This is a genomic window from Veillonella sp. AS16, assembly GCF_000517785.1.
GTDB classification, from domain to species: Bacteria; Bacillota; Negativicutes; order Veillonellales; family Veillonellaceae; genus Veillonella; species Veillonella denticariosi.
In genome coordinates this window covers 440590-462880 of sequence record NZ_AZYX01000007.1, presented here as the reverse complement: position 1 = coordinate 462880, position 22291 = coordinate 440590, and the positions used below count along the sequence as shown (strand labels likewise).

Sequence of the window (22291 nt, the reverse complement as noted above, 5' to 3'; positions counted from 1 at the left end):
CGTTGAATCCGCTACCATTTTTACATGAAAGAGAGAAAGGGCGGAACACATTGTTCCGCCCTCTGTGACATCTATGACTTATAGTTGCTTTTATAGTCTAACGATCTTTTTTACTGGATTTTTTTGAGTTCTTAGATGAGTGAGATTTTGAGTCTGAAGCCTCCTCTTTAGACGGCTTTTCTTCTTCTTTCACTTTTTCATCTTTCCTTACCCGTTCAGATGATTGTCGAGTTTCTCTCACTTCTTCCTGTTTAGGTGTTTCTTTTACAGGATTTCGGTAACCTTCCTGAATCGCTGACTGTGCGCTGGCAGGGACACTAAAATCGGATACAGGTGTATTGGCAAGTGCATTGCTCATAAATTGTGCCCAGATAATAGCCGGTGTAGTACCGCCTGTGATACCGTGCAATGTTTCCGTACCATAATCATCACCCATCCATACGGCAGCGACTAAGTCAGGCGTATAACCTACGAACCAGGCATCTTTGGAGTCATCTGTAGTACCTGTCTTGCCGGCTACAGGTCGTCCGATTGCTGCATTGCCACCAGTACCGCCATTTATTACGGATTCAAGCATATTGGTTAAAATAGCCGCATCTTTTTCTTCGATAATGCGTTTTTCCTGAATTGAATTTTCCTCTACGATTTGACCGTTTCTGTCTACGATTTTAACGATGGCAGTAGGTTGTACTTTGATACCGCCATTGGCAAGTACACCGTATGCCTGTGCCATTTCGAGAGGCGTTACACCATGTGTTAGACCGCCGATAGCCGTGGACAAGTTGTTATCATTATCAGTGAGAGTAGTAATACCCATATCTTTTGCTAAACGGAGAATCTTAGACATTCCTATTTCATCGGCAATTTTAATAGTCGCTACGTTAACTGAGTGTTGTAGTGCATAGCGATATGTAATCTCGCCGTTGAATTCTTTTTCATAGTTCTGTGGACGCCAACCGTTGAAATCGACCGGACTGTCATCGACGATGGAGCCAGGGGTTTTACCGCTTTGAATCGCCGCCAGGTATACAAACGGTTTCATAGCAGAACCCGGCTGACGTTCCGCCTGTGTCGCACGGTTAAAGGCATCATCACCACGACCACCGACCATGGCTACGATATAACCGTTATGCGGATTCATGGCCACAATGGCACCTTGCGGCTGTTGTAGACCATTTTGATCATTGTAAAAGCTAGGGAGGTTTTGCATAGCTGCGACAGCTGCATTCTGAGCATTCATATCTAACGTTGTATAGATTTTAAGCCCATCTTTATAGATAGCATCATCACCATATTTTTCAGAAACCTGAGAGATAACATAGTTGATAAAGTATGACGCATTTGAATCTTCATGAGCCTGTTCTTGCTTAGCAATCAGTCCTAAATCGGCTTGGCGAGCTTCATCGGCTTGTTCTTGTGTAATATAACCGTATTTAACCATTTGCCCCAATACGATCGCCTGACGTTTTTTACTTTCCTCTAAGTTATTGAAAGGAGAGTAGTAGTTAGGGCTTTGAGGAAGACCGGCAATGAGAGCGGCTTGAGCCAATGTCAAATCCTGTACATCCTTGCCGAAGTATACATGCGATGCGGACTGTACACCATAAGCACCTTGACCGAAGTAAATTTGATTCATATACATTTCAAGAATTTCTTGTTTTGTATAGTTCTGTTCAATTTTTATCGCTAAGAGCGCTTCCGAGATTTTACGTTTCAGTGTTCTGTCTTGTGTTAAGAACATACCTCTGGCAAGTTGCTGTGTAATTGTAGAACCACCTTCAGAAACACCGCTATGAATAATATTAACCCATACGGCACGCAAAATCCCGATTGGGTCAATGCCATGATGGGAATAGAAACGAGAGTCTTCTGTAGCGATGAAAGCATCCTGTAGATCTTTCGGTACATCTTTGAGTGGTACCGGTAATCTGTTTTCCACTGAATGGACTGTAGTGATGAGATTACCGTGAACATCATAAATTTGAGATGATGCAGAAGGTCTTACGTTTGAGACATCCGGTAAATTTGATAGTGTGGCACTGATAAAACCACAACCACCACCCGCTACGATGAGTATTATGAGAAGAGTGATAATCCAAAAGAAACGTTTTCTATTGGTTTTCTTCTGTTCAGAACTGCTGCCGCCTGATGTGCGGCGGCGAGCTCTCGTATTTGAGTTGTTACTCATAGAGTCACCTCTTTTTTCCTTAGTAAATATAACGTAAAATCTATTACGCAGTTGTAAATATTATATCATAAATTGCATCAAACCAATACTATATATAATTGTGAAAGTTTATAGTTAATGGTATACTTATAAAATAGTATTTCTAGGAGGATTGTTATGATTAGTGCTCAAGAACAAGTGCGTCAAATTAAACATGGCGTAGCGGATTTAATTAACGAACAAGATCTCGTAAAAAAAATAGAAAGATCTATCAAGGAGAATAAACCTTTAGTTGTAAAGTTGGGCTTAGATCCAACTGCACCGGATATTCATTTGGGCCATACCGTGCCGCTCCGTAAACTTCGTTTATTCCAAGAGTTCGGTCATCAGGTTGTGATCGTTATCGGCGGCTTCACGGCCCGTATCGGCGATCCGTCCGGTAAAAGTGTAACTCGTCCGCCACTTACGAAAGAGCAGGTGCTGGAAAATGCACAAACATATAAAGCACAGATTTTTAAGGTCTTAGATCCTGAAAAAACCATCGTTCGCGATAACAGTGAATGGTTGGAACAGATGAATTTTGCCGATGTACTTCGCTTGGCTGCTTCTTATACGGTTGCGCGAATGATGGAACGTGATGATTTCAATAAGCGCTTTAAAGAAGGTCGTCCTATCGGGGTTCATGAGTTCATGTATCCATTGATGCAAGGTCAAGATTCCGTCGCATTACATGCAGATGTTGAATTTGGCGGTACAGACCAAACGTTCAACTTGTTAATGGGCCGTCATCTACAAGAAATAGAAGGTCAAGAACCGCAAGTGGTTATCACGATGCCGTTATTGGAAGGTCTTGATGGCGTTCAAAAAATGAGTAAATCTTTAGGAAACTACATCGGTATCGATGAAGAGCCAAAAGAAATGTACGGCAAAGCAATGTCCATTTCTGATGAATTGATGATGCGTTATTTCATGCTTGTTACCGATATGTCTATCGAAGATCAGGAAGACATGACAACGCGACTTGAATCCGGTGAATTGCATCCTCGTGATGCGAAGATGCAGTTAGCACGCACAATCGTTCGTTTGTACCATGGTGAAGAAGCGGCTTTAGAGGCGGAAGAGGAATTCAAACGCGTATTCCAACAACGCGCTATGCCTACGGATATTCCCGAATATGCTATGGATGCGCCAGCAGCACCAATCTTTGTACCGCAGTTCTGTACAGATGCCGGTTTGACCGCATCCAATGGTGAAGCTCGTCGCTCTATTAAGGCGGGTGCTTTCAAAGTAAATGGTGAAAAATATAGCGAAGAAAATATTACTCTTGAAGACGGCATGATTCTTCAAGTAGGTAAACGCAAATTTGTGAAAATTAAATTTAACTAATTTAACTTAATATATTTAACTAAATTTTAACTTCATATAAAACTGTGATGGGGTGCAGAAACCCCGTCACAGTTTTTTTCTATCTATGATATTGATATTTTACTATCTATAAGTTAGTGATTATCTTTTACAAGCTAATGTATAATGAAAGTAAATATAAAAATGAACTTGAAACATAAAACCTTAATTCATATACCATAAAGCTAAATATTATTTGTAAGCGGATCATATTGACTTGTAAGAGGATTATATAATATGGATAAAAAATTAACTAACTTTTTAGAGCAGCGGGAACATACTGTTCTTACCGATATTGATGTTATAACTGCGGCAGTAGCTGTACCATTATTAGAAATTGATGGAGAGGATCATGTGGTGTTTACCGTACGTAGCAATACGTTGCGACGTCAACCGGGTGAAATCAGCTTTCCCGGTGGTCACTGTGAACCTAATGATAAAAGCGGTGCTTATGCTGCCATGCGTGAATGCTCTGAGGAACTAGGCATAGGGTTAGACAAAATTGAACTACTTGGTAATTTAGATTGTTTAGTATCCGCCATAGGTGTAAAACTATATGCCGTAGCAGTACGACTGCATACCGGTCAATTCAAACCGAATATCGATGAGGTAGGTGAGGTGTTTACCGTTCCACTACGGTATCTGTTAGATATGGAACCAACTGTAGGACACCTTGACATAGCTACAAGACCGTTGCGCGATTTTCCGTTCCATTTATTAGAGGGCTACAATATCGATTGGAAAATTAGACAAAACTACTCTGTCTATTTCTATCCCTATAAACAATACACCATATGGGGACTGACTGGGCGGGTACTGAAGAACTTTTTAGATATATATAGGGATGTTCATTTACATAATAATGCCCACAAAAATTGACAGATTATAAATTAAGGTATACTATTTATGTGTAAAAGGTTTAATGTGTTGCACTAATTAATCTAGGAGGTTCTCACATGAATCGCGAAACAGCATACGTACTTTGGTTTGATGAATTACAACGTGAAGATGTTAATTTAGTCGGTGGTAAGTCTTCTTCCTTAGGGGAATTGACATCCTCCACTAATGTACCTGTACCTTACGGCTTTGCTACAACGGCTTATGGGTATCGTGAATTTATGAAAGAAACAGGCTTGGAGGATAAAATTCGAGCTGAACTGGATGCTTTGGATGATGTAGAAAACTCTGCATTATTGCGTGAAGTATGTGCTAAGATTCGCCGTATGATTTGCGAAGAAAAAATGCCTAAGGATTTAGCAAAGGCAATTCGTAAAGCGTATGAAGAATTAGGTAAAAAGGTTAAGGAGAAAGATCCGTTTGTAGCGGTTCGTTCCAGTGCAACTGCTGAAGATTTACCGGATGCGAGTTTTGCCGGTCAACAAGATACGTATCTAAATGTACGCGGTGCCGATGTTATCATTGAGAAAGTAAAAGAATGCTACGCATCTACTTTCACGGACCGCGCAACATATTACCGTGTAAAACAAGGTTTTGACCATATGACGGTCGCGTTGAGTGCCGCTGTTCAGATGATGGTATTCTCTAAAGCCGCCGGCGTTATGTTTACGGTTGATCTTGTAACCGGTGATGATAACAATATTCTTATTGAAGGTTCTTGGGGCCTTGGTGAATATGTTGTACAGGGGACTGTAACGCCCGATAATTTCCGTGTGGATAAAGCAAAAATGAAAATTACGGACCGCATGATCAATGATAAACATGTCCGTCTTGTTCGAAAGGCTGATGGCGATTGCGTTGAAGAGGTTGTTCCAAGCGATGAGGCAAAGGCTCAAGTTATTTCCGATGAGCAGGTATTGGAGCTTGCCGAATATGCGAAAGCAATCGAAAAACATTACGGTTGTTACATGGATATGGAATGGGGTGTTGATGAAAGAAACGGTAAAATTTGGATTCTGCAAGCGCGTCCGGAAACCGTTTGGTCCCGTAAGCAGAAATCTGATGCGCCTCAGACTACAGATATGTCAGCAGCAACTGCTAATCGTGATATCGTTGTAAAAGGTCTACCTGCTTCTCCTGGTAATGCAGCAGGTAAGGCTCATGTTATCATCAATCCTGAGGATATCGATGAGTTCAAAGAAGGGGAAATCCTTGTAACTGCTATGACGGCCCCTGACTGGGTTCCGGCTATGAAAAAGGCGAAAGCTATCGTTACCGATGCGGGCGGTATGACATGTCATGCATCTATTGTCAGCCGTGAGCTCGGTATTCCGTGTATTGTAGGTACCAAGAGCCGCAGTCATGAAGCGACAACATCTATTAAAGACGGTCAGATGATTACGGTTGATGCTACAAATGGTATCGTTTATGACGGTATTGTAGAGGATATCGTCAAGAAACCTGAAGTGCAGGCTTCCGCTGCTGTAGCTACTGAATATGTGCCTGTAACGGGAACTAAGATTTATATGAACTTAGGTGACCCTGACTTAGCTGAAAAATATGGGGTATTACCTTGTGACGGTATCGGTCTCATGCGTGAAGAGTTTATATGGACTACCTTCATTCATGAACATCCGTTACATCTCATTGAAACGGGGCGTAGTGACGTAGCCGTGAATACTTTGGCGGAAGGTATGCGTAAAGTATGTCAGGCGTTGGCGCCTAGACAAGTGGTAGTTCGTTTAAGCGATTTTAAATCCAGTGAATATCGGGACCTTAAAGGCGGAGATAAATACGAGCCTCATGAGTCCAGTGCCTTATTGGGTTGGCGTGGCGCATCCCGCTATTATGATCCAAAATATTTACCAGCTTTCAAATTAGAATTGGAAGCTATTAAAAAAGTACGTAATGAATTTGGATTTAAGAATTTGCAAGTTATGATTCCGTTCTGTCGTACCGTGGAAGAAGCAAAACTTGTAACGGGCTTAATGGCAGAAGAAGGTCTTGTGCGCGGTAAGGATTTTAAGATTTGGCTCATGGCTGAAATTCCTGCCAATATCATCTTGGCTGATCAATTTAATCAATATGTTGATGGGTATTCTATCGGCTCCAATGACTTGACGATGCTTGTTCTCGGTTGTGATCGGGATAATGAAACTGTTCAACATATTTATGATGAGCGGAATCTAGCGGTGCGTAGAGCGATTCATCATCTCATTGAAGTGGCTCATAAGGACGGTAAAACCGTATCTATTTGCGGACAGGCACCAAGCGTATATCCTGAACTTTGTGAATTCCTCGTAAAGAGTGGCATCGATTCTATTTCCGTTAACCCTGATGCAGTGGTTAGTACGAAAAAAATGGTAGCTCAATTGGAACAACGCATCATGTTAGATGCCATGACCGGTCGCGGTCGTCAGGATTCTGATGAATTAGTATGGTAATTTCATAGTTAATATGTGCGGAAATGAGGAGGCTTTCGGGTCTCCTCTTTTTCTGAATGGAAACATAGGATATAATACAGTCAGAGATGAAAGGGGGTTACGGTGTGAAATTGTCGAAACGACAAGAACAAATTGCTCAGATTGTTCGTGAAGAAGGTCCTGTTACGGGTAGTGCAATTGCTGAGCACTTAGAGGTCACAAGATCCGCATTACGGTCAGATTTGGCTGTACTGACTATGCTCGGGGTTCTCGATGCGCGACCTAATGTGGGATATTATTATGTAGGACTTTCAAAGGAAACACAGACGGCGGAACGTCTGAAGTCATTTCGAGTGTCCGATGTGTTATCTCAAGCCGTGGTTGTCAATGATAATACGAATTTATATGATACGATTGTAACATTATTTACAGAGGATGTAGGAACAATTCTTGTCTGTGATGATTCCTATTTAGTCGGTATTGTGTCGCGAAAGGATTTATTACGCGCCTCTATGGGACAAATGGATTCACATACTATGCCTATATCTATGATTATGACCCCTGTGAGCAAGGTAATCGCCGTGGAGCCTACAGATACATTGGTAGAAGCGGCGCAGAAGATGATAGATTACGAGGTGGATTCTTTGCCTGTTGTAGTTCGGGAGGACTCGGGGCATAAGAAACGATTAAAGGTTGTTGGCCGAGTATCGAAAACAACTGTGACAAAAATATTTTTAGAATGTAGTATTCATTGAGGTTTTGAGAATGGTAGAAAAGATTATATATGCGATATCGGATTCCCTCGGGGAAACCGCTGAAGCCGTGGCACGTGCCACAGCCAGTCAGTATGATAAAGAGCAGATTGAAATTGTTAGAATTCCATATATTGACAGTAAGGATCAAATTGATGAAATTATAGCCGATGCAAAAGAAGGCAACCATGTAATTTGTCACACTATTGTATCCGAGTCGTTACGTAAATATTTACATGAGAAGGTGGCTCAATACAAGATTCCGGCTGTGGATATTATGGGTCCCGTTTTAGAGGCGGTAGGTACGGTAGCCACGACTAAGCCTCGTATGACGGCAGGTATGGTTCATAAACTGGACCAGGAATACTTTAAAAAGGTGGAGGCTATTGAATTTGCTGTAAAATATGATGACGGTAAAAATCCGTCGGGCTTTGAAAAGGCGGATATCGTTATCATAGGGGTATCCAGAACAAGTAAAACTCCGCTTTCCATGTTTTTAGCATATAAAAAAATTAAAGCGGCTAACTTGCCGTTGGTACCGGAAGTGCCGTTGCCTGAAGAGTTATTTAAGATTCCGGCAAAGAAAATCGTGGGTCTGATTATAGATCCTTTCAAATTAAATAATATTCGTAGTGAACGGTTGCGCGCTATCGGCTTAGAAGATGAAGCAAATTATGCATCCATTGAGCGTATTCAGGCGGAACTGGAATACGCAAAAGCTGTTATGAGACGTCTACATTGCCAAGTGCTGGACGTATCCAATAAATCTATAGAGGAAACGGCTTCCCTTGTGATGCAACTCATCGATCGTAACCGTGGACTGGAGGGTAAATGAATATACGGGAACAAATAGAGGAGAGAGAAGAACTGCTTTTGTCTCCTTATGCGGCAAAGAGCCGCGATGCCGTTCGAGATGAGGATGAAGCTTCTGATCCGCTTCGCACAGCATTTCAACGTGATCGAGATCGCATCATTCACAGTAAATGTTTTAGACGATTAAAACACAAAACCCAGGTGTATATTGCGCCGGGGGACCATTACCGGACGCGTATGACCCATACATTGGAGGTAGGGCAGATCGGCCGTACCGTAGCCCGTGCATTACGTCTTAATGAAGATTTAGTCGAGGCTATTGCTATGGGACATGATGTGGGTCATACTCCGTTTGGACATGTAGGGGAGTATGCCTTACGCGATATGGTTGGGCATTTTAATCATAATGAACAAAGCTTACGAATGGTGGAAGTATTAGAAAAACATGGAGAACATCAAGGTTTAAATCTTACATCCGCTGTTCGGAACGGTATTTTAGGACATACGGGACCGACGATTCCCGTTACCTTGGAAGGACAAATTATTCGCATTGTAGACCGAATTGCCTATTTGTGTCATGATTTTGATGATGCGCAGCGGGCCGGAATGCTACAGGCGGAGAATTTGCCGTTAGAGGTTCGTGAGCATTTTGGTATGACTCCGTCCAGTATGATTACCGCTATGGTAGAGGATATGGTTCGAGAATCTTTGGATAAACCGGCTATCGCCATGTCAGATACCGTGGAGATGACGATGAATATATTACGTAAGTTTATGTTTAAGCATGTTTATCTGGCTCCGGCTTTGATTCCGGATCGAAGTAAAGCCTCTCATGTGGTTAAAAATCTATTTGTCCATTTTATGGAACATCCGCATGACATGGAGGAATGTACTAATCGGGAAGGATTTTATTCGACCCGTGATGTGGTGGATTATGTAGCGGGTCTTACAGATCAATATGCTATCAAGCTATTTAAGCAGTATTACATTCCTAACATTACTTTGTAATAAAAAAGAAGTTAGTTCATTTGAACTAACTTCTTTTTTAGACTTTGCAGCCTTGAAGAGTACATGTACTTTTTATTTTACGCGCGTGTAATTTTATTAGAACGAAGGCAGCGTGTGCATACATTTACTTTTTTTGTAGCACCGTCTACAAGCGCCCGTACTCTTTGAATGTTCGGTTTCCAAGTCTTTCTTGTGCGAATGTGAGAATGACTCACGTTCATGCCGCTAGATGTGGATTTGCCACATACTTCGCAAAGGTTTGCCATAGTTTCCACCTCCAAGCTTAATCTATAACATAACAAAAGTATATTATCATAAAGGTTAGGTTAAAGCAAGTGTTTTATAGTACATATTGCTCTTTTTATGAAATATACTACAATATAAAGTATACTATATATCATATTTTATGATATGACAGGTCTTTTGTACAATGATATGTAAAAATGGATATATCATGCAATCATTTGGAGGTTTAGAGGAGTTCTTATGGATGAAAGTTTAACTACGATTAAAGGCGTAGGTCCGGGTCGGGAGAAACAACTACATAAATTGGGTATTAACAATATTACGTCCTTGTTAACCTATTTCCCTCGTACCTATGAAGATCGACGAATCATCTATAAGATTGGAGATTTAAAAACGGGAATGACCGGTGGTGTTGTTGGTGTAGTATTCGGTATTCAAGAAAAAAGACCGAGGTCCCGTTTATCTATTTTGGATATTGTCATTACTGATGGGACAGGATCGTTAAAAATCGTATTATTTAACCAAGGATATAAAAAGAATTTTTATAAAATCGGACAGCGCCTTTATGTCTATGGAAAGGCCGAGTTTCAATATGGTGCCATGCAGATGAATACTCCTCAAATAGAAAATTTGGGGGAGTTTGCTGAACCGGACCGTGGTATCGTGCCGATTTACGCTCTTGCAGATGGTGTATCCCAATTTGTAGTACGGTCGGCTGTAAGGAATTGGTTTCAATCTCATGAGGCGATGGATGAAATTCTGCCTGAAGAAATTTTATCAAACCATCAGTATATGAATCGTTATGATGCATTTAAAGCGATGCACTTTCCGGAATCTTCGGAGCAGTATGAACTGGCCCGTCACCAATTGGCTTATGAAGAGCTGTTTGTTATGCAGGCAGGTCTTGCGTTGTTGAGAAATAAGGAACAACGGCATAAAGGCTTTAAAATGGAACCGAACGGAGTTTTAATAGAGCGTTGTATTGAAGAACTGCCATTTTCCTTAACCGGAGATCAAGAGCGTGCTTTTCAGGATATTTCCTCGGATATGGAGGATGAAAGACCTATGCAACGTCTGTTACAAGGCGATGTAGGATCGGGTAAGACCGTTGTAGCTACACTGAGTTTGATCAAAGCTGTTGAAAACGGATTCCAGGGGGCGTTGATGGCGCCTACAGAAATTCTGGCGGCTCAACATTATGAAGGTATTCGCAATCTGTGTGATAATTTGGAAATTTCTATTGAACTGTTGACCGGGTCCACGGGTAAAAAAGAGAAAGAGCGTATATATGCGGGGCTGGCCGACGGTACTATTAGTATCGTTGTGGGAACTCATGCACTGATACAGGAAGGCGTACAGTTTTCTAAACTAGGTCTCATCGTCATTGATGAACAACATCGATTTGGTGTCGAACAGAGGGCCAGATTGCAAAAAAAGGGGGAATATCCTCATGTATTGATTATGACCGCTACACCTATACCTCGTACAATGACACTGTCCGTATATGGAGACTTAGCCGTATCTTTAATCAAAGAAATGCCGCCGGGGCGTAAACCGGTCAGAACTTATGTGGTGGATGGTTCGTATACGGAACGATTGCGCACCTTCTTTGGAAAGGAAATGGCAGAAGGCCGACAAGTTTATGTAGTATGTCCTCTCGTAGAGGAATCGGAGAAATTAGATTTACAGGCGGCAGAAGAGTTATATATCGAACTTAAAAATTATTTTTATAAGACTTTCAATGTCGGGCTTATTCATGGGCGGATGAAGCCTGATGAAAAAGAGACCATTATGAATGACTTTTATAATGGTGATATTTCATTGCTCGTATCGACGACTGTTATCGAGGTAGGTGTGAATGTACCGAATGCGACGATTATGTGCATAGAAGGGGCCGAAAGATTCGGTTTATCACAATTACATCAGTTGCGGGGCCGTGTAGGGCGCGATACAGCACAATCGTACTGTATTTTAGTGAGCGATGCAAAAAATGATTTGACCCGGGAGCGACTTAAACTGATGGAGCAGATACAGGACGGGTTTGAATTGGCGGAACAGGATTTGTTGTTGCGAGGCTCGGGACAACTGTTCGGACTGGTTCAATCCGGATTACCTGATCTGCGGGTCGCCAATATTATTAAGGATATCGACATTCTCGTGAAAGCGCGTCAGGATGTATTACATTATGCCGAGGCTTTTGGCATGGAACGGCTTGAATCAGTTATGAAACCCGAGTTAGAAAAAAGATTTGGTGAAAAATTTTTAAGAATATTGTATAATTAAGAGGTAGAAGTTATAAGTTCATAAGTGGCAATAATATAGATTTTATCTGGCTTTGCCCCTTGTGTAACAGTTCTTCATACCGTATAATAGAACAAACAATTTATTTCTTTCATCTATGGAGGTAACTATGCCACTTATTCATGTAGAGCTCGTTGAAGGGCGTACAAAAGAACAGAAAAAACAGTTAGGTGAAGCTATTACGAAGGCAGCCGTGGAAATCGTTAAGGTTCCGGCAGATGCGGTAAAGGTAATCTTCGTAGATATGAAAAAAGATGATTATATGGAAGGCGGCATTTTGCGGTCTGAACGCTAAAGCTACGACTGTCCTGCCCAGCCCTTCAGGGCTGGGAGGGTCGTAGTTTTGTTTTATTATACGGGAGGGAAATATGAGAAACGATAAATTCGGTATGCGCGGCTTAACTTTCGATGATGTATTGTTAGTGCCTGCTGCATCTGATGTATTACCAAATGAAGTAGAATTGAAAAGTCATTTAACACGTGATATTACATTAAATATCCCGATGATCAGTTCCGGAATGGATACGGTTACCGAATCGAGAATGGCTATTGCTATGGCTCGTGAAGGAGGCCTCGGTGTTATTCATAAAAATATGTCCATAGAGGAACAGGCACATGAAGTAGATAAAGTGAAACGCTCTGAACATGGTGTTATTGTTGATCCTATCTATTTAAGTCCGCAGAATTTGCTTTCAGATGCATCTGAAATTATGGCAAAATATAAAATTTCTGGTGTACCTATAACAGAACATGGTAAACTAGTAGGGATCATAACAAATCGCGATATGAGATTTGAAACTGATTTAACTCGAAAAATCGGTGACTGTATGACGCGGGAAGGGCTTGTAACTGCACCGGAAGGGACATCCCTGGAGTCGGCAAAATCTATTTTAAGTGAACACCGTATAGAAAAACTGCCCCTTGTAGATGGAGATGGTAATTTAAAAGGTTTAATTACCATTAAAGATATTGAGAAAGCCACAAAATATCCGAATGCAGCAAAGGATAGCAACGGCCGTTTGTTGGTCGGTGCTGCCGTAGGTGTATCCAAGGATCTGTATGACCGTTTGGATGCATTAGTGTCTGCTAAGGCGGACGTAATTATCGTCGATACCGCTCATGGCCATTCTGCAGGCGTGCTTCGTACACTTAAGGAGATTAAACAGGCATATCCTCATATTCCCGTCATCGCCGGCAATGTGGCGACAGCGGCCGGTACAGAGGCTCTTATAGAAGCCGGTGCTGATGCTGTTAAGGTTGGGATCGGGCCCGGTTCCATTTGTACTACGCGCGTTATTGCCGGTATAGGCGTACCTCAAATTACAGCTGTATATGAATCGGCACAAGTCGGTCGCCGTTATGGTATTCCTATCATTGCTGACGGAGGAATCAAGTACTCAGGCGATATCGCAAAGGCTATTGCAGCCGGCGCTAATGTGGTCATGATGGGGAATATTTTGGCCGGCACTGATGAAAGTCCCGGAGAAACAGTGATTTATCAAGGGCGATCCTATAAGGTGTATCGTGGTATGGGCAGCTTGGGTGCCATGAAACTGGGCAGTAAAGATCGTTATTTCCAGACAGAGGCTAAGAAGTTGGTCCCTGAAGGAATAGAAGGTCGCGTACCTTATAAAGGTATGTTGACCGATACAATTTTCCAAATGGTTGGTGGTTTGCGTGCGAGCATGGGATACTGCGGATGCCATAACATCCAAGAGATGATTGAGAATACTCAATTCATTCAAATTACGGCGGCGGGATTGAAAGAAAGTCATCCGCATGATGTAAGTATTACAGTGGAAGCACCAAATTATAGTGGTCTATAATGGAGTATTACATTGAGTAAACGTATTTCTGTTTTGTCTGTGCCTATTGATTGTTTAACAATGAATGAGGCGGTTCAACGTATTTTACAACTAACTGCAGAGCCGGGGCTACATTTAGTAGCAACGGCTAATGCAGAAATGGTTATGTTGGCAAATGAAAATCCTACATTGCATACCATATTGAATAATGCTAGTCTTGTCGTACCGGATGGGGCTGGCATTTTATGGGCTGCAGAGCGTAACGGTGAACATGTACCGGAACGTGTGACCGGTGTGGATGTAACGAAGGAATTATTTAAGGTTGCGGCGACTCATCGAATTCCTGTATACTGCTTAGGGGCGGCACCAGGTGTTGCTCAGCGAGCGATTGATAATTTATCTGCTGAAATCGGTCCTTTGAATATTGTCGGAATTCATGATGGATTTTTCGATAGCATAGAAGAACAGAAAATCATAAAAGCCATTGGTGATTCCAAAGCCAAGCTTGTATTTGTTGCTTTAGGTGTTCCAAAACAGGAACAATGGATTTCAGAAAATTTGAGTCATCTCGATGGTGTGGTAGCTATCGGTATCGGAGGATCATTTGATGTTCTGGCCGGTAATATTCCTCGGGCTCCACATTGGATGCAGCAAAATCGACTTGAATGGTTGTATCGATTATATTTAGAACCTAAACGGATCGGCCGAATGTTGGCTATTCCTAAGTTTATGTGGACGGTTATTAGAAATAAATAGAGGAGTGTTGAATTGTGCCTACAGGACCAATTATAAAAGAAGGGTTCCCGCTGATTGGTGCTATGCTCGTTCTTTCAGCGGTATTGGCGTTTTTTGGATATTATATTATCGCTATTATTCCTTTTATCTTGGCTTTATTTTTTATCAATTTCTTCAGAAATCCAAAACGCGTTATCCCTCAAGATCCGGATTTAATTCTATCCCCTGCGGATGGTAAAATCATGGATATTTCAGATGTTTATGAAGATATATATCTACATCGGGAATGTAAAAAAGTTACCATATTCTTATCCGTATTTGACGTACATGCAAACCGAGCACCTATCGGCGGAAAGATTACATATCGTCATTATACGATGGGAAGTTTTTTGCCTGCCTTTAAAGAAGATGTAGGGTTTGAAAATGAACGACATACAATTTGTATCGAAAATGATCGTACTGCTGTATTGGTAACACAAATTGCAGGGCTTTTAGCTCGACGCATCGTATCTTGGACAGATCTTGACAGTATGCTTGAGCGTGGACAATTGTACGGAATGATAAAATTCGGTTCTTGTACTGAGCTGTATATGGACAAGGATGTAGAGTTGTTCGTGGAAAAAGGTCAACATATTACGGGCGGAGATACCGTTATAGGGAGGTTGCGTCATGAATAAGTCTGTTATTCCTAATTTATTTACCGCTGCTAATTTAGCATTTGGTGTTATCAGTATCACTTTCTCTGCTACAGGGAATTCATTTGCGGCAGCTATATGTATTTTGCTTTCTTTGGCCGCAGATGGCCTTGATGGTCGTGTAGCACGTGCATTGCGCGTAGCAGGTCCTATGGGACGCGAATTGGATTCTTTATCCGATGTGGTCGGATTTGGTGTGGCTCCTGCCTATATGTTATATACGAAGGAATTATTCGGTTTAGGATGGGTAGCGTATATACCACTTTTGGCATTTGCCGTTTTGGGAGCCTTTCGCTTAGCTCGTTTTAACATTAAAACTGATGAAGTTCATGGATATTTTGAGGGGTTACCGATTCCTGCGGCCGGCTGTTTGGCGGCAACGTATGTATTGTGTGGTGTGTCGGTGCCTCAGCTTGTGCTTGCGGTAGCCATGATTTGTGTGGGTATTCTCATGGTTAGCGAAGTAAAATATCCTGATTTTAAAGGTCATAGTGCGGTGCGCATTAACTACATCGCAATTGCCGTTACCTTAGTTTTTGTAGTAGCATGTCTCGTGTATGACTGGCATACATGGGCTGTTATGATTTTCGCCGGGTATGTGTTGTTTGGGCTTTGTAACTCGGCCATAAATATAGTGCGTAAATAGGTGTGTGGAGGATATTAGTATGAATTACCTACTGGATCTATTATTGATTCCTATGCAGGTAATAATCGTGATTTATACGATTTATTATTTTGTACTAGCCGTTATTGGTATGTGGCGGTCAGGGGTACATAAAAATTACACACCGAAGAATTCTTTTGCCATTGTGGTATGTGCACATAATGAGGAAACTGTAGTGGGAGAGCTGGTAAAAAATTTACGTGGCTTGGATTATCCTGATGAACTATATGATATTTTTGTTGTAGCTGATAACTGTACCGATAAGACTGCAGAGGTTGCGGAAGCGGCAGGTGCCAATGTGCATGTGCGCGTCAACAGAGATGAGGTCGGCAAAGGGTATGCCATGGGATGGATGTTTGACCGCGTTGAGAAAATGGATACTCATTATGATGCATTTCTTGTTTTTGATGCCGATAATTTAGTACATCCTCAATTTATGTTAGAAATGAATGATCATTTAGAGAAGGGCGAGTCCGTTATTCAAGGATATCTTAACTCTAAGAATCCTACAGATTCCTGGGTGGCAGGTACATTTTCCATCGCTTTCTGGATGGTTAATCATATGTGGCATTTGGCAAAATATCGGGTTGGCTTATCTACTGCTTTAGGTGGAACCGGCATGTGTATTCGTACGTCTGTTATCAGAGAATACGGGTGGGATTGTAACAGCTTGACGGAAGATATGGAGTTTTCCATGAAATTATTGACTCACGGTGTTCGTACCTGTTGGGCTCATGATGCTATCGTATATGATGAAAAGGTAACGACCATGATGGCATCTTGCAAGCAGCGTTTACGATGGGCACAAGGTCAGTTTGATTGTGCAGGGCGGTATATACCAAAGCTGTTTGCTATAGGCATTAAAACGGGAAATCTTATGATTTTGGACGGTATATTTCAGGTGAGTCAACCGTATTTCTTATTGATGACTACTATATATTTAGTGTTATCTTATATTAATGCGTATATACCTATTTATACCAATATTCTTTATCAGATTTTACCGATGTCTGTATGGACCATTATCGGTGTGGGACAATACCTGTTTCCGCTTGTAGTATTGTTAAAAATTAAGGTGCCGCCTAAGATCTGGCTCTATTATTTGTTATATCCTTTATTTGTATATTCGTGGATTCCCGTTAATATTTTGGGCTTTTTCAGACGGCATAATAAGGTGTGGTCTCATACGCAGCATACACGTGCGGTAGGCTTATATGATGTCAAATTGACTCGTATGGGCGACATGAATAAAAAGAGTAGAAAATAGACTTTTCAGGAGTAGATATGCATATTTTAATGTGTAATGATGACGGTATATTAGCCGGTGGCTTACGTAATTTGGCTGATTATTTAGGACAGTTTTATCGCATTACCGTTGTGGCACCTGCTGTGGAGCAAAGTGCCAAATCACATGCATTGACTACGGAAAATCCTTTAAAGTTAGATGCTTATAATGGCGAGGATGAAAATCCTCGCCTCTATGCACTAACAGGGACTCCGTCGGATTGTATGAAATTCGGTTTGAGTTATTTATTAACGGATGATATACCCGATTTAGTTGTTTCAGGCATTAATCATGGCTTCAATTTAGGTTCCGATGTGCTGTATTCAGGAACAGTATCAGCGGCTATGGAGAGTTGTTTTTACGGTATTCCAGGATTGGTATTATCCGTGGAGCGTTACTCCACGGAAAGAGCGGAAGAGATGCATCCATTTATTCATGATTTGATAGAAAAAATCTATGTGTCCGGTCAGTTTCCGGGATTGTTGAATGTGAACTTTCCACTAAGAGGTGTATGTGATTGGGATCATTTTAAAATAGTGAGTCAAGGCTTACAAACTTATAGTAATATCATTGATGCTCGTATTAATTCGAGAGGCCAGGATTATTACTGGTTAGCCGGTGAACTGGATTATGGTGCGGAGGCTGTTCCGACTGATGTGGAGTATGCTCGAAAGGGTTATATCACTGCTGTAGCTTTGACATGGAAACAACAATCCGATTCGGATATGGAAGCTGTTCAAAAAATTTTATATAAAAAATAAAAATATATTGACATCATTTGGGCGTTTAGGTATAATTACAAATGTTCCGAAATGCCGGAGTGGCGGAATGGCAGACGCACTTGACTCAAAATCAAGCGGGTAACACCGTGTGGGTTCAAGTCCCACCTCCGGCACCAAACTTAGGCGGTAAGGCTTTATGTCTTGCCGCCTATTTTTATATATTAAATTCTTATATATTTCATTGGATTTATTAGTTCTTATTAGTTTTTATGTTAAATGCTTTAGTTTGAATTTAATGAGGAGTATTTATGGATCAGGCAATTTTAGATTATATTAATACGTTAATAATGATGCCGACTGTGGAGCGTCGTGTATCAGAGGTTCAAACACCTATGTCGTTAAAGTTATTAGCAACAGTACCTTTAAATGAAGGCGTTAATCAATGTCAGGGGTTTTGTTATAATTCGAAGAAAGATGTGTTCGTGTTAGCATGCATTAACGAAGAGAGTACAAAACAGATTATTTATGAATTGGATCCGAGCAATTTTAACGTCGTTAATCGTTATGAATATAAAGATAAAAATAATTTAGGACACATGAATACATTGACCTATAATCCGAAGACGAATAAGCTCTATACTACCAATGCGATAGTTAATGGTTATATGGTGACGCCCATCAATGCGGATACATTAGAGGTGGAAAGTCCGATCAAACTGAGTGATAAAGTTTTTAATCTGGCTTATGATACTGAATTGAATCAATTTGTATCCATTTTACCTTTAACCAATACATATCGAACTATTAATTATTATGATGCACGGTTTAAACGATTACGTTCTGCTAGAATCAATGCCCAACATAGCAATCTAAATAATAATGGGGCTTATGCTCATAATGGCAGTACCATTTTTACAACTTTGTCGTCATTTGTTTTTGTAAATAAAGGCGGTGATGTTCAAAGTATTATGCCATATACCAGCGGTATGGAGGTTGAAGATATGGATTATCGGAAGGGGATCATGTATGTAGCCGTAAATTATAAGGGAAAGGTGCAGATTTACGGAGTTCCTAAATTACCGTTCGATACACGGGCATAATCTATTGCTATATTCGGATATGTTGATAATCGATTATCTAGTTTATATAATAATTAGTAATATATAGATTTACATATTGCTATGGATTTATTTTATATTTTATGATTGCCTCATAGAATTAACTTTGTTATAATGAACGGGTCAGATATATTATAGGTATTATGAATATAAGATGATCTGACACCACATAAATTTCGATCCTGTTGTACCAATGGGGTCGGAATTTTTTTTTCTTCTATTATACGTGTATAATAAAATTATTAGTGTATATAGGAGGCATATATGAGGCTAGGTAATGATATTATTGAAATTAAACGTATTACCGATGCGATTAATAAATCTGACCGGTTTCTTGAACGTCTATTTACAGAGGCTGAAATAGCATATTGTGAAAGTCGTAATAAAGGCAAATATGAATCTTATGCGGGCATATATACGGCAAAAGAGGCTTTTCTGAAGGCCTTAGGAACCGGATTGCGCAGAGGTTCCTGGTTAGATATAGAAGTAGCCCATGATAAGTTAGGGGCACCTTTCATTCGTTTACAAGGTGTATTTAAGGAAATATATGATGAGAAAGGGTACAAGAATATTCTCGTATCTATCAGTCATTGCCAATCATATGCGATGAGTACGGTTATTTTTGAAGGAGATTAGCATGCACATATTGACGCGAGAAGATGCACAATATATTGATCAAGTTGTTCCTACCGCTTTTGATATTCCTTTAGAGCTATTAATGGAAAATGCCGGCAGAGGTCTCGTAGATGCCTTGTGGGAAAATTATGATTTGCTTCAGCTGGATGAAAACAACATGCAGGGGCGCTTTGTGTTATTCCTTTGCGGTTGCGGTAATAATGGTGCGGATGGACTGGTTGCGGCACGTCATCTTATGGAGCAAGGTGTACCTGTACGCGTTGTACTTTGTGGGAATCCTGATAAGGGAAGTACTCTCTTTCAGAGTCAGCTAAAGCGATGTAAGACCATCGGATGCAGCGTGGAGGCATACGATGATTTTAATGACTGGAGTCAGGCCGTCGTTGTTGTGGAGGGCTTGGTAGGTACCGGACTGGAAGGTGCTTTACGAAGTTCGACAATAGAGATTTTGCATGATATTGATATCATGAGAACTCAATATGGATTTGCGGTATGGGCTATTGATGTACCTGCCGGCTTGGATGCGACAACGGGTCAGATTTCTGAAGGTACTTTAGCTTGTGATTATACGGTTACCTTCGGTGCAATGAAGCAGGGGCTGTTGCTTTATCCGGGAAAAAATGTCGGAGGAGTTTGTATCGTTGCTCCTCTAGGGGTTCCATGGCAACAGATGATAGTGGATAGATATCAAACATTTACCATTGATAACGAATTAGCTGAGCTATTAATAGAGTATCGGCCCGATACGGCTCATAAAGGTGTAAACGGTAATTTGCTCATTATCGGCGGCTCAGGGGATATGGTCGGGGCCCCCATGTTGGCCGGTGAAGCGGCTGTTCATAGCGGCGCAGGTAAGACTACATTGGCTGTACCTGAAAAGATACAGAAAATTGTGCAAGGCCGCATTATTCCTGAAGTTATGGTTACCTCTATAACTGCTGATATAAGCGGTTTATGTCAGCAACGTAATGTTGTTGCCATCGGCCCGGGTTTGGGACGTACCGATGAAGTAAAAACACTTGTCCAATCTGTACTTACTATGTGTGATAATCCTTTGGTGATTGATGCAGATGCATTATACGCAATGGGGCATATAGGTATTGTAAATCAAGATGCCGTGGTATCAGGTGATCTTAATAAGTTATACTCCGTGTCAAAATCAATACAATCATGTGTGATGACGCCTCATCTGGGTGAATTCAGTCGCCTTATCAATATGCCTGTCAAGTGGATTGAACGTAATTACGTAATAGTGGCTCGAGCTTTTGCAATGGCCCATAATGTTGTTCTTGTGCTGAAAGGTATACCATCTTTGGTGGCGTTACCGGATGGAACTGTATATATCAATACTATTGGAAATTCCGGAATGGGAACAGGTGGTATGGGTGATGTATTAACAGGGGTTATTTCCGCTTTTATCAGTCAAGGTTATTCATTGCAGGATAGTGCTGTATTAGGAGTTTATGTACATAGCCGCAGTGCCGATCTCTTATTTGATAACAGGCCTTGGGGGTATACGCCGAGTGACGTAAGTCTCCATATCGGACAAGTTATTGGTGAATTGTTGGGAGAACGGGAATGACATATAAAATACAACGCTTATTAGCCTTTTTGTTGCTTTTATGTATTCCTGTTTTTGCCATTGCCGGATGTAAGTCGACAGATGTCGCCAATGCGATAAGCAATACCGTAACAACATCTAAGGAATATTCAATTGATACGAAAACGACGACACCTGAGGGACATCTTGATATATATATGCTCGATATCGGTCAAGGTGATGCCATTTTACTCAAAATAGGTGATGAGTACAGTATGATTGATACCGGTGATATAGAACATCGTGAGAATATCGTGGCTCAACTGAAATCAATGGGGGTTACAAAGCTTAAAAATGTAATTATTACCCATCCTCATGCAGATCATATGGGCGGATTTTTGGCAATTACGAAAGCAATGCCTATTGAGCATGTTTATGATGACGGTATCGCCGTAGATAACAATATGTATAAAACCTATGAACGCTGGATTGAAAAAAATAAGATTCAACGCTCGACTTTAAAAAATGGTGATGTGGTGGATTTTGGACATGGGGCGGTCTTTGTAGTTTATGCACCGTGGAATGAAACGCTTACCGATAAAAAAGGAGAGCCGGATCTTAATAATAATTCGATTGTAGGAAAATTGATTTTCGGCAAATTTTCAATGCTCTTTACGGGAGATGCAGAAATACAAGAAGAGAAAAAATTGGTAAAAGAACTGAATTCCAAGCTTTTTGCACGTATTTTGAAGGTAGGACATCACGGATCTCGCACGAGCAGTTCAGAAGATTTTTTGAAATCTATCAAGCCAGAGAGTGCATTAATCTCAAATGGCATGTATAATAAGTATGGTCATCCTCACGATGTGGCATTGCGTCGCTTGCAGGAAAACAATATTGCTATTTACCGTACGGATACGATGGGACGTATCCACATCAGTACGGATGGGAATGAATGGCAAATTACTACAGAGAGGTAGGATTGATTTTGATTTGTAGAATACAATTCTTATGATGTGTTTTACATAAGGGTTCTATGTATAATCAATATACTAGTCTTCATCTTTGTATGAAATAATC

20 protein-coding genes and 1 tRNA gene are annotated in these 22291 nt (G+C 40.9%); 19 read left to right on the top strand and 2 right to left on the bottom strand.

Annotation, left to right across the window (positions count from 1 at the left end; genetic code table 11):
- Positions 1-97 precede the first annotated feature (97 nt).
- Positions 98-2188, bottom strand: coding sequence for a transglycosylase domain-containing protein (locus HMPREF1521_RS02300; RefSeq protein ID WP_038115328.1), 2091 nt, complete (start codon positions 2186-2188; stop codon positions 98-100).
- A 156-nt stretch (positions 2189-2344) separates the two neighbouring features.
- Between HMPREF1521_RS02300 and tyrS the strand changes: the two genes are divergently transcribed.
- The 6 genes from tyrS (at position 2345) to HMPREF1521_RS02270 (ending at position 9464) form a co-directional block, all read left to right on the top strand.
- Positions 2345-3553, top strand: a complete 1209-nt coding sequence (gene tyrS, locus HMPREF1521_RS02295) for a tyrosine--tRNA ligase (protein ID WP_038115326.1) — start codon at positions 2345-2347, stop codon at positions 3551-3553.
- Between the two features lie 255 nt (positions 3554-3808).
- Positions 3809-4450, top strand: a complete 642-nt coding sequence (locus HMPREF1521_RS02290) for a CoA pyrophosphatase (RefSeq protein ID WP_038115325.1) — start codon at positions 3809-3811, stop codon at positions 4448-4450.
- A 77-nt stretch (positions 4451-4527) separates the two neighbouring features.
- On the top strand, positions 4528-6912 hold the full coding sequence (ppsA, locus tag HMPREF1521_RS02285; protein WP_038115323.1) for a phosphoenolpyruvate synthase: 2385 nt from the start codon (positions 4528-4530) through the stop codon (positions 6910-6912).
- A 104-nt stretch (positions 6913-7016) separates the two neighbouring features.
- On the top strand, positions 7017-7646 hold the full coding sequence (locus tag HMPREF1521_RS02280) for a helix-turn-helix transcriptional regulator (RefSeq protein ID WP_084214611.1): 630 nt from the start codon (positions 7017-7019) through the stop codon (positions 7644-7646).
- A 10-nt stretch (positions 7647-7656) separates the two neighbouring features.
- Positions 7657-8478, top strand: a complete 822-nt coding sequence (locus tag HMPREF1521_RS02275; RefSeq protein WP_038115318.1) for a pyruvate, water dikinase regulatory protein — start codon at positions 7657-7659, stop codon at positions 8476-8478.
- Positions 8475-9464: a deoxyguanosinetriphosphate triphosphohydrolase gene (locus HMPREF1521_RS02270; RefSeq protein ID WP_038115316.1), complete on the top strand. Its 990-nt coding sequence runs from the start codon at positions 8475-8477 to the stop codon at positions 9462-9464. Before HMPREF1521_RS02275 ends, HMPREF1521_RS02270 begins: the two co-directional genes overlap by 4 nt.
- A 77-nt stretch (positions 9465-9541) precedes the next feature.
- Here the strand turns inward: HMPREF1521_RS02270 and rpmB are convergent, their stop codons facing one another.
- Positions 9542-9730, bottom strand: coding sequence for a 50S ribosomal protein L28 (rpmB, locus tag HMPREF1521_RS08865; protein WP_071991523.1), 189 nt, complete (start codon positions 9728-9730; stop codon positions 9542-9544).
- Between the two features lie 220 nt (positions 9731-9950).
- Between rpmB and recG the strand changes: the two genes are divergently transcribed.
- The 13 genes from recG (at position 9951) to HMPREF1521_RS02205 (ending at position 22191) form a co-directional block, all read left to right on the top strand.
- Positions 9951-11993 (top strand): ATP-dependent DNA helicase RecG, encoded by a 2043-nt coding sequence (gene recG, locus HMPREF1521_RS02265; RefSeq protein ID WP_038115313.1) that lies wholly within the window; start codon positions 9951-9953, stop codon positions 11991-11993.
- Positions 11994-12120: 127 nt separating this feature from the next.
- Positions 12121-12306 carry a 4-oxalocrotonate tautomerase gene (locus HMPREF1521_RS02260; RefSeq protein WP_038115311.1) on the top strand — a complete coding sequence of 62 codons (186 nt, stop codon included), beginning with the start codon at positions 12121-12123 and terminating at the stop codon, positions 12304-12306.
- Between the two features lie 73 nt (positions 12307-12379).
- Positions 12380-13837 (top strand): IMP dehydrogenase, encoded by a 1458-nt coding sequence (gene guaB / locus HMPREF1521_RS02255; RefSeq protein ID WP_038115308.1) that lies wholly within the window; start codon positions 12380-12382, stop codon positions 13835-13837.
- Between the two features lie 12 nt (positions 13838-13849).
- Positions 13850-14572 (top strand): WecB/TagA/CpsF family glycosyltransferase, encoded by a 723-nt coding sequence (locus HMPREF1521_RS02250; RefSeq protein ID WP_038115304.1) that lies wholly within the window; start codon positions 13850-13852, stop codon positions 14570-14572.
- A 14-nt stretch (positions 14573-14586) separates the two neighbouring features.
- Entirely contained in the window at positions 14587-15228 is a 642-nt protein-coding gene (locus HMPREF1521_RS02245; RefSeq protein ID WP_038115301.1) for a phosphatidylserine decarboxylase family protein, read from the top strand.
- Positions 15221-15892 (top strand): CDP-diacylglycerol--serine O-phosphatidyltransferase, encoded by a 672-nt coding sequence (gene pssA, locus HMPREF1521_RS02240; protein ID WP_038115299.1) that lies wholly within the window; start codon positions 15221-15223, stop codon positions 15890-15892. The genes HMPREF1521_RS02245 and pssA overlap by 8 nt, the downstream gene beginning before the upstream one ends.
- 19 nt (positions 15893-15911) lie before the next feature.
- A complete protein-coding gene (locus HMPREF1521_RS02235; RefSeq protein WP_038115296.1) occupies positions 15912-17177 on the top strand; it encodes a glycosyltransferase family 2 protein in 1266 nt (421 codons plus the stop codon).
- Between the two features lie 17 nt (positions 17178-17194).
- Positions 17195-17956, top strand: a complete 762-nt coding sequence (gene surE, locus HMPREF1521_RS02230) for a 5'/3'-nucleotidase SurE (protein WP_038115293.1) — start codon at positions 17195-17197, stop codon at positions 17954-17956.
- 53 nt (positions 17957-18009) lie between these two features.
- Positions 18010-18093, top strand: a tRNA-Leu gene (locus HMPREF1521_RS02225).
- 132 nt (positions 18094-18225) lie between these two features.
- Positions 18226-19017, top strand: coding sequence for a hypothetical protein (locus HMPREF1521_RS02220; RefSeq protein ID WP_038115291.1), 792 nt, complete (start codon positions 18226-18228; stop codon positions 19015-19017).
- A gap of 282 nt (positions 19018-19299) precedes the next feature.
- Positions 19300-19671: a holo-ACP synthase gene (acpS, locus tag HMPREF1521_RS02215; protein ID WP_038115288.1), complete on the top strand. Its 372-nt coding sequence runs from the start codon at positions 19300-19302 to the stop codon at positions 19669-19671.
- A gap of 1 nt (position 19672) precedes the next feature.
- Positions 19673-21253 carry a bifunctional ADP-dependent NAD(P)H-hydrate dehydratase/NAD(P)H-hydrate epimerase gene (locus HMPREF1521_RS02210; RefSeq protein ID WP_038115285.1) on the top strand — a complete coding sequence of 527 codons (1581 nt, stop codon included), beginning with the start codon at positions 19673-19675 and terminating at the stop codon, positions 21251-21253.
- Positions 21250-22191 (top strand): ComEC/Rec2 family competence protein, encoded by a 942-nt coding sequence (locus HMPREF1521_RS02205; protein ID WP_038115282.1) that lies wholly within the window; start codon positions 21250-21252, stop codon positions 22189-22191. Before HMPREF1521_RS02210 ends, HMPREF1521_RS02205 begins: the two co-directional genes overlap by 4 nt.
- Positions 22192-22291: the final 100 nt, after the last annotated feature.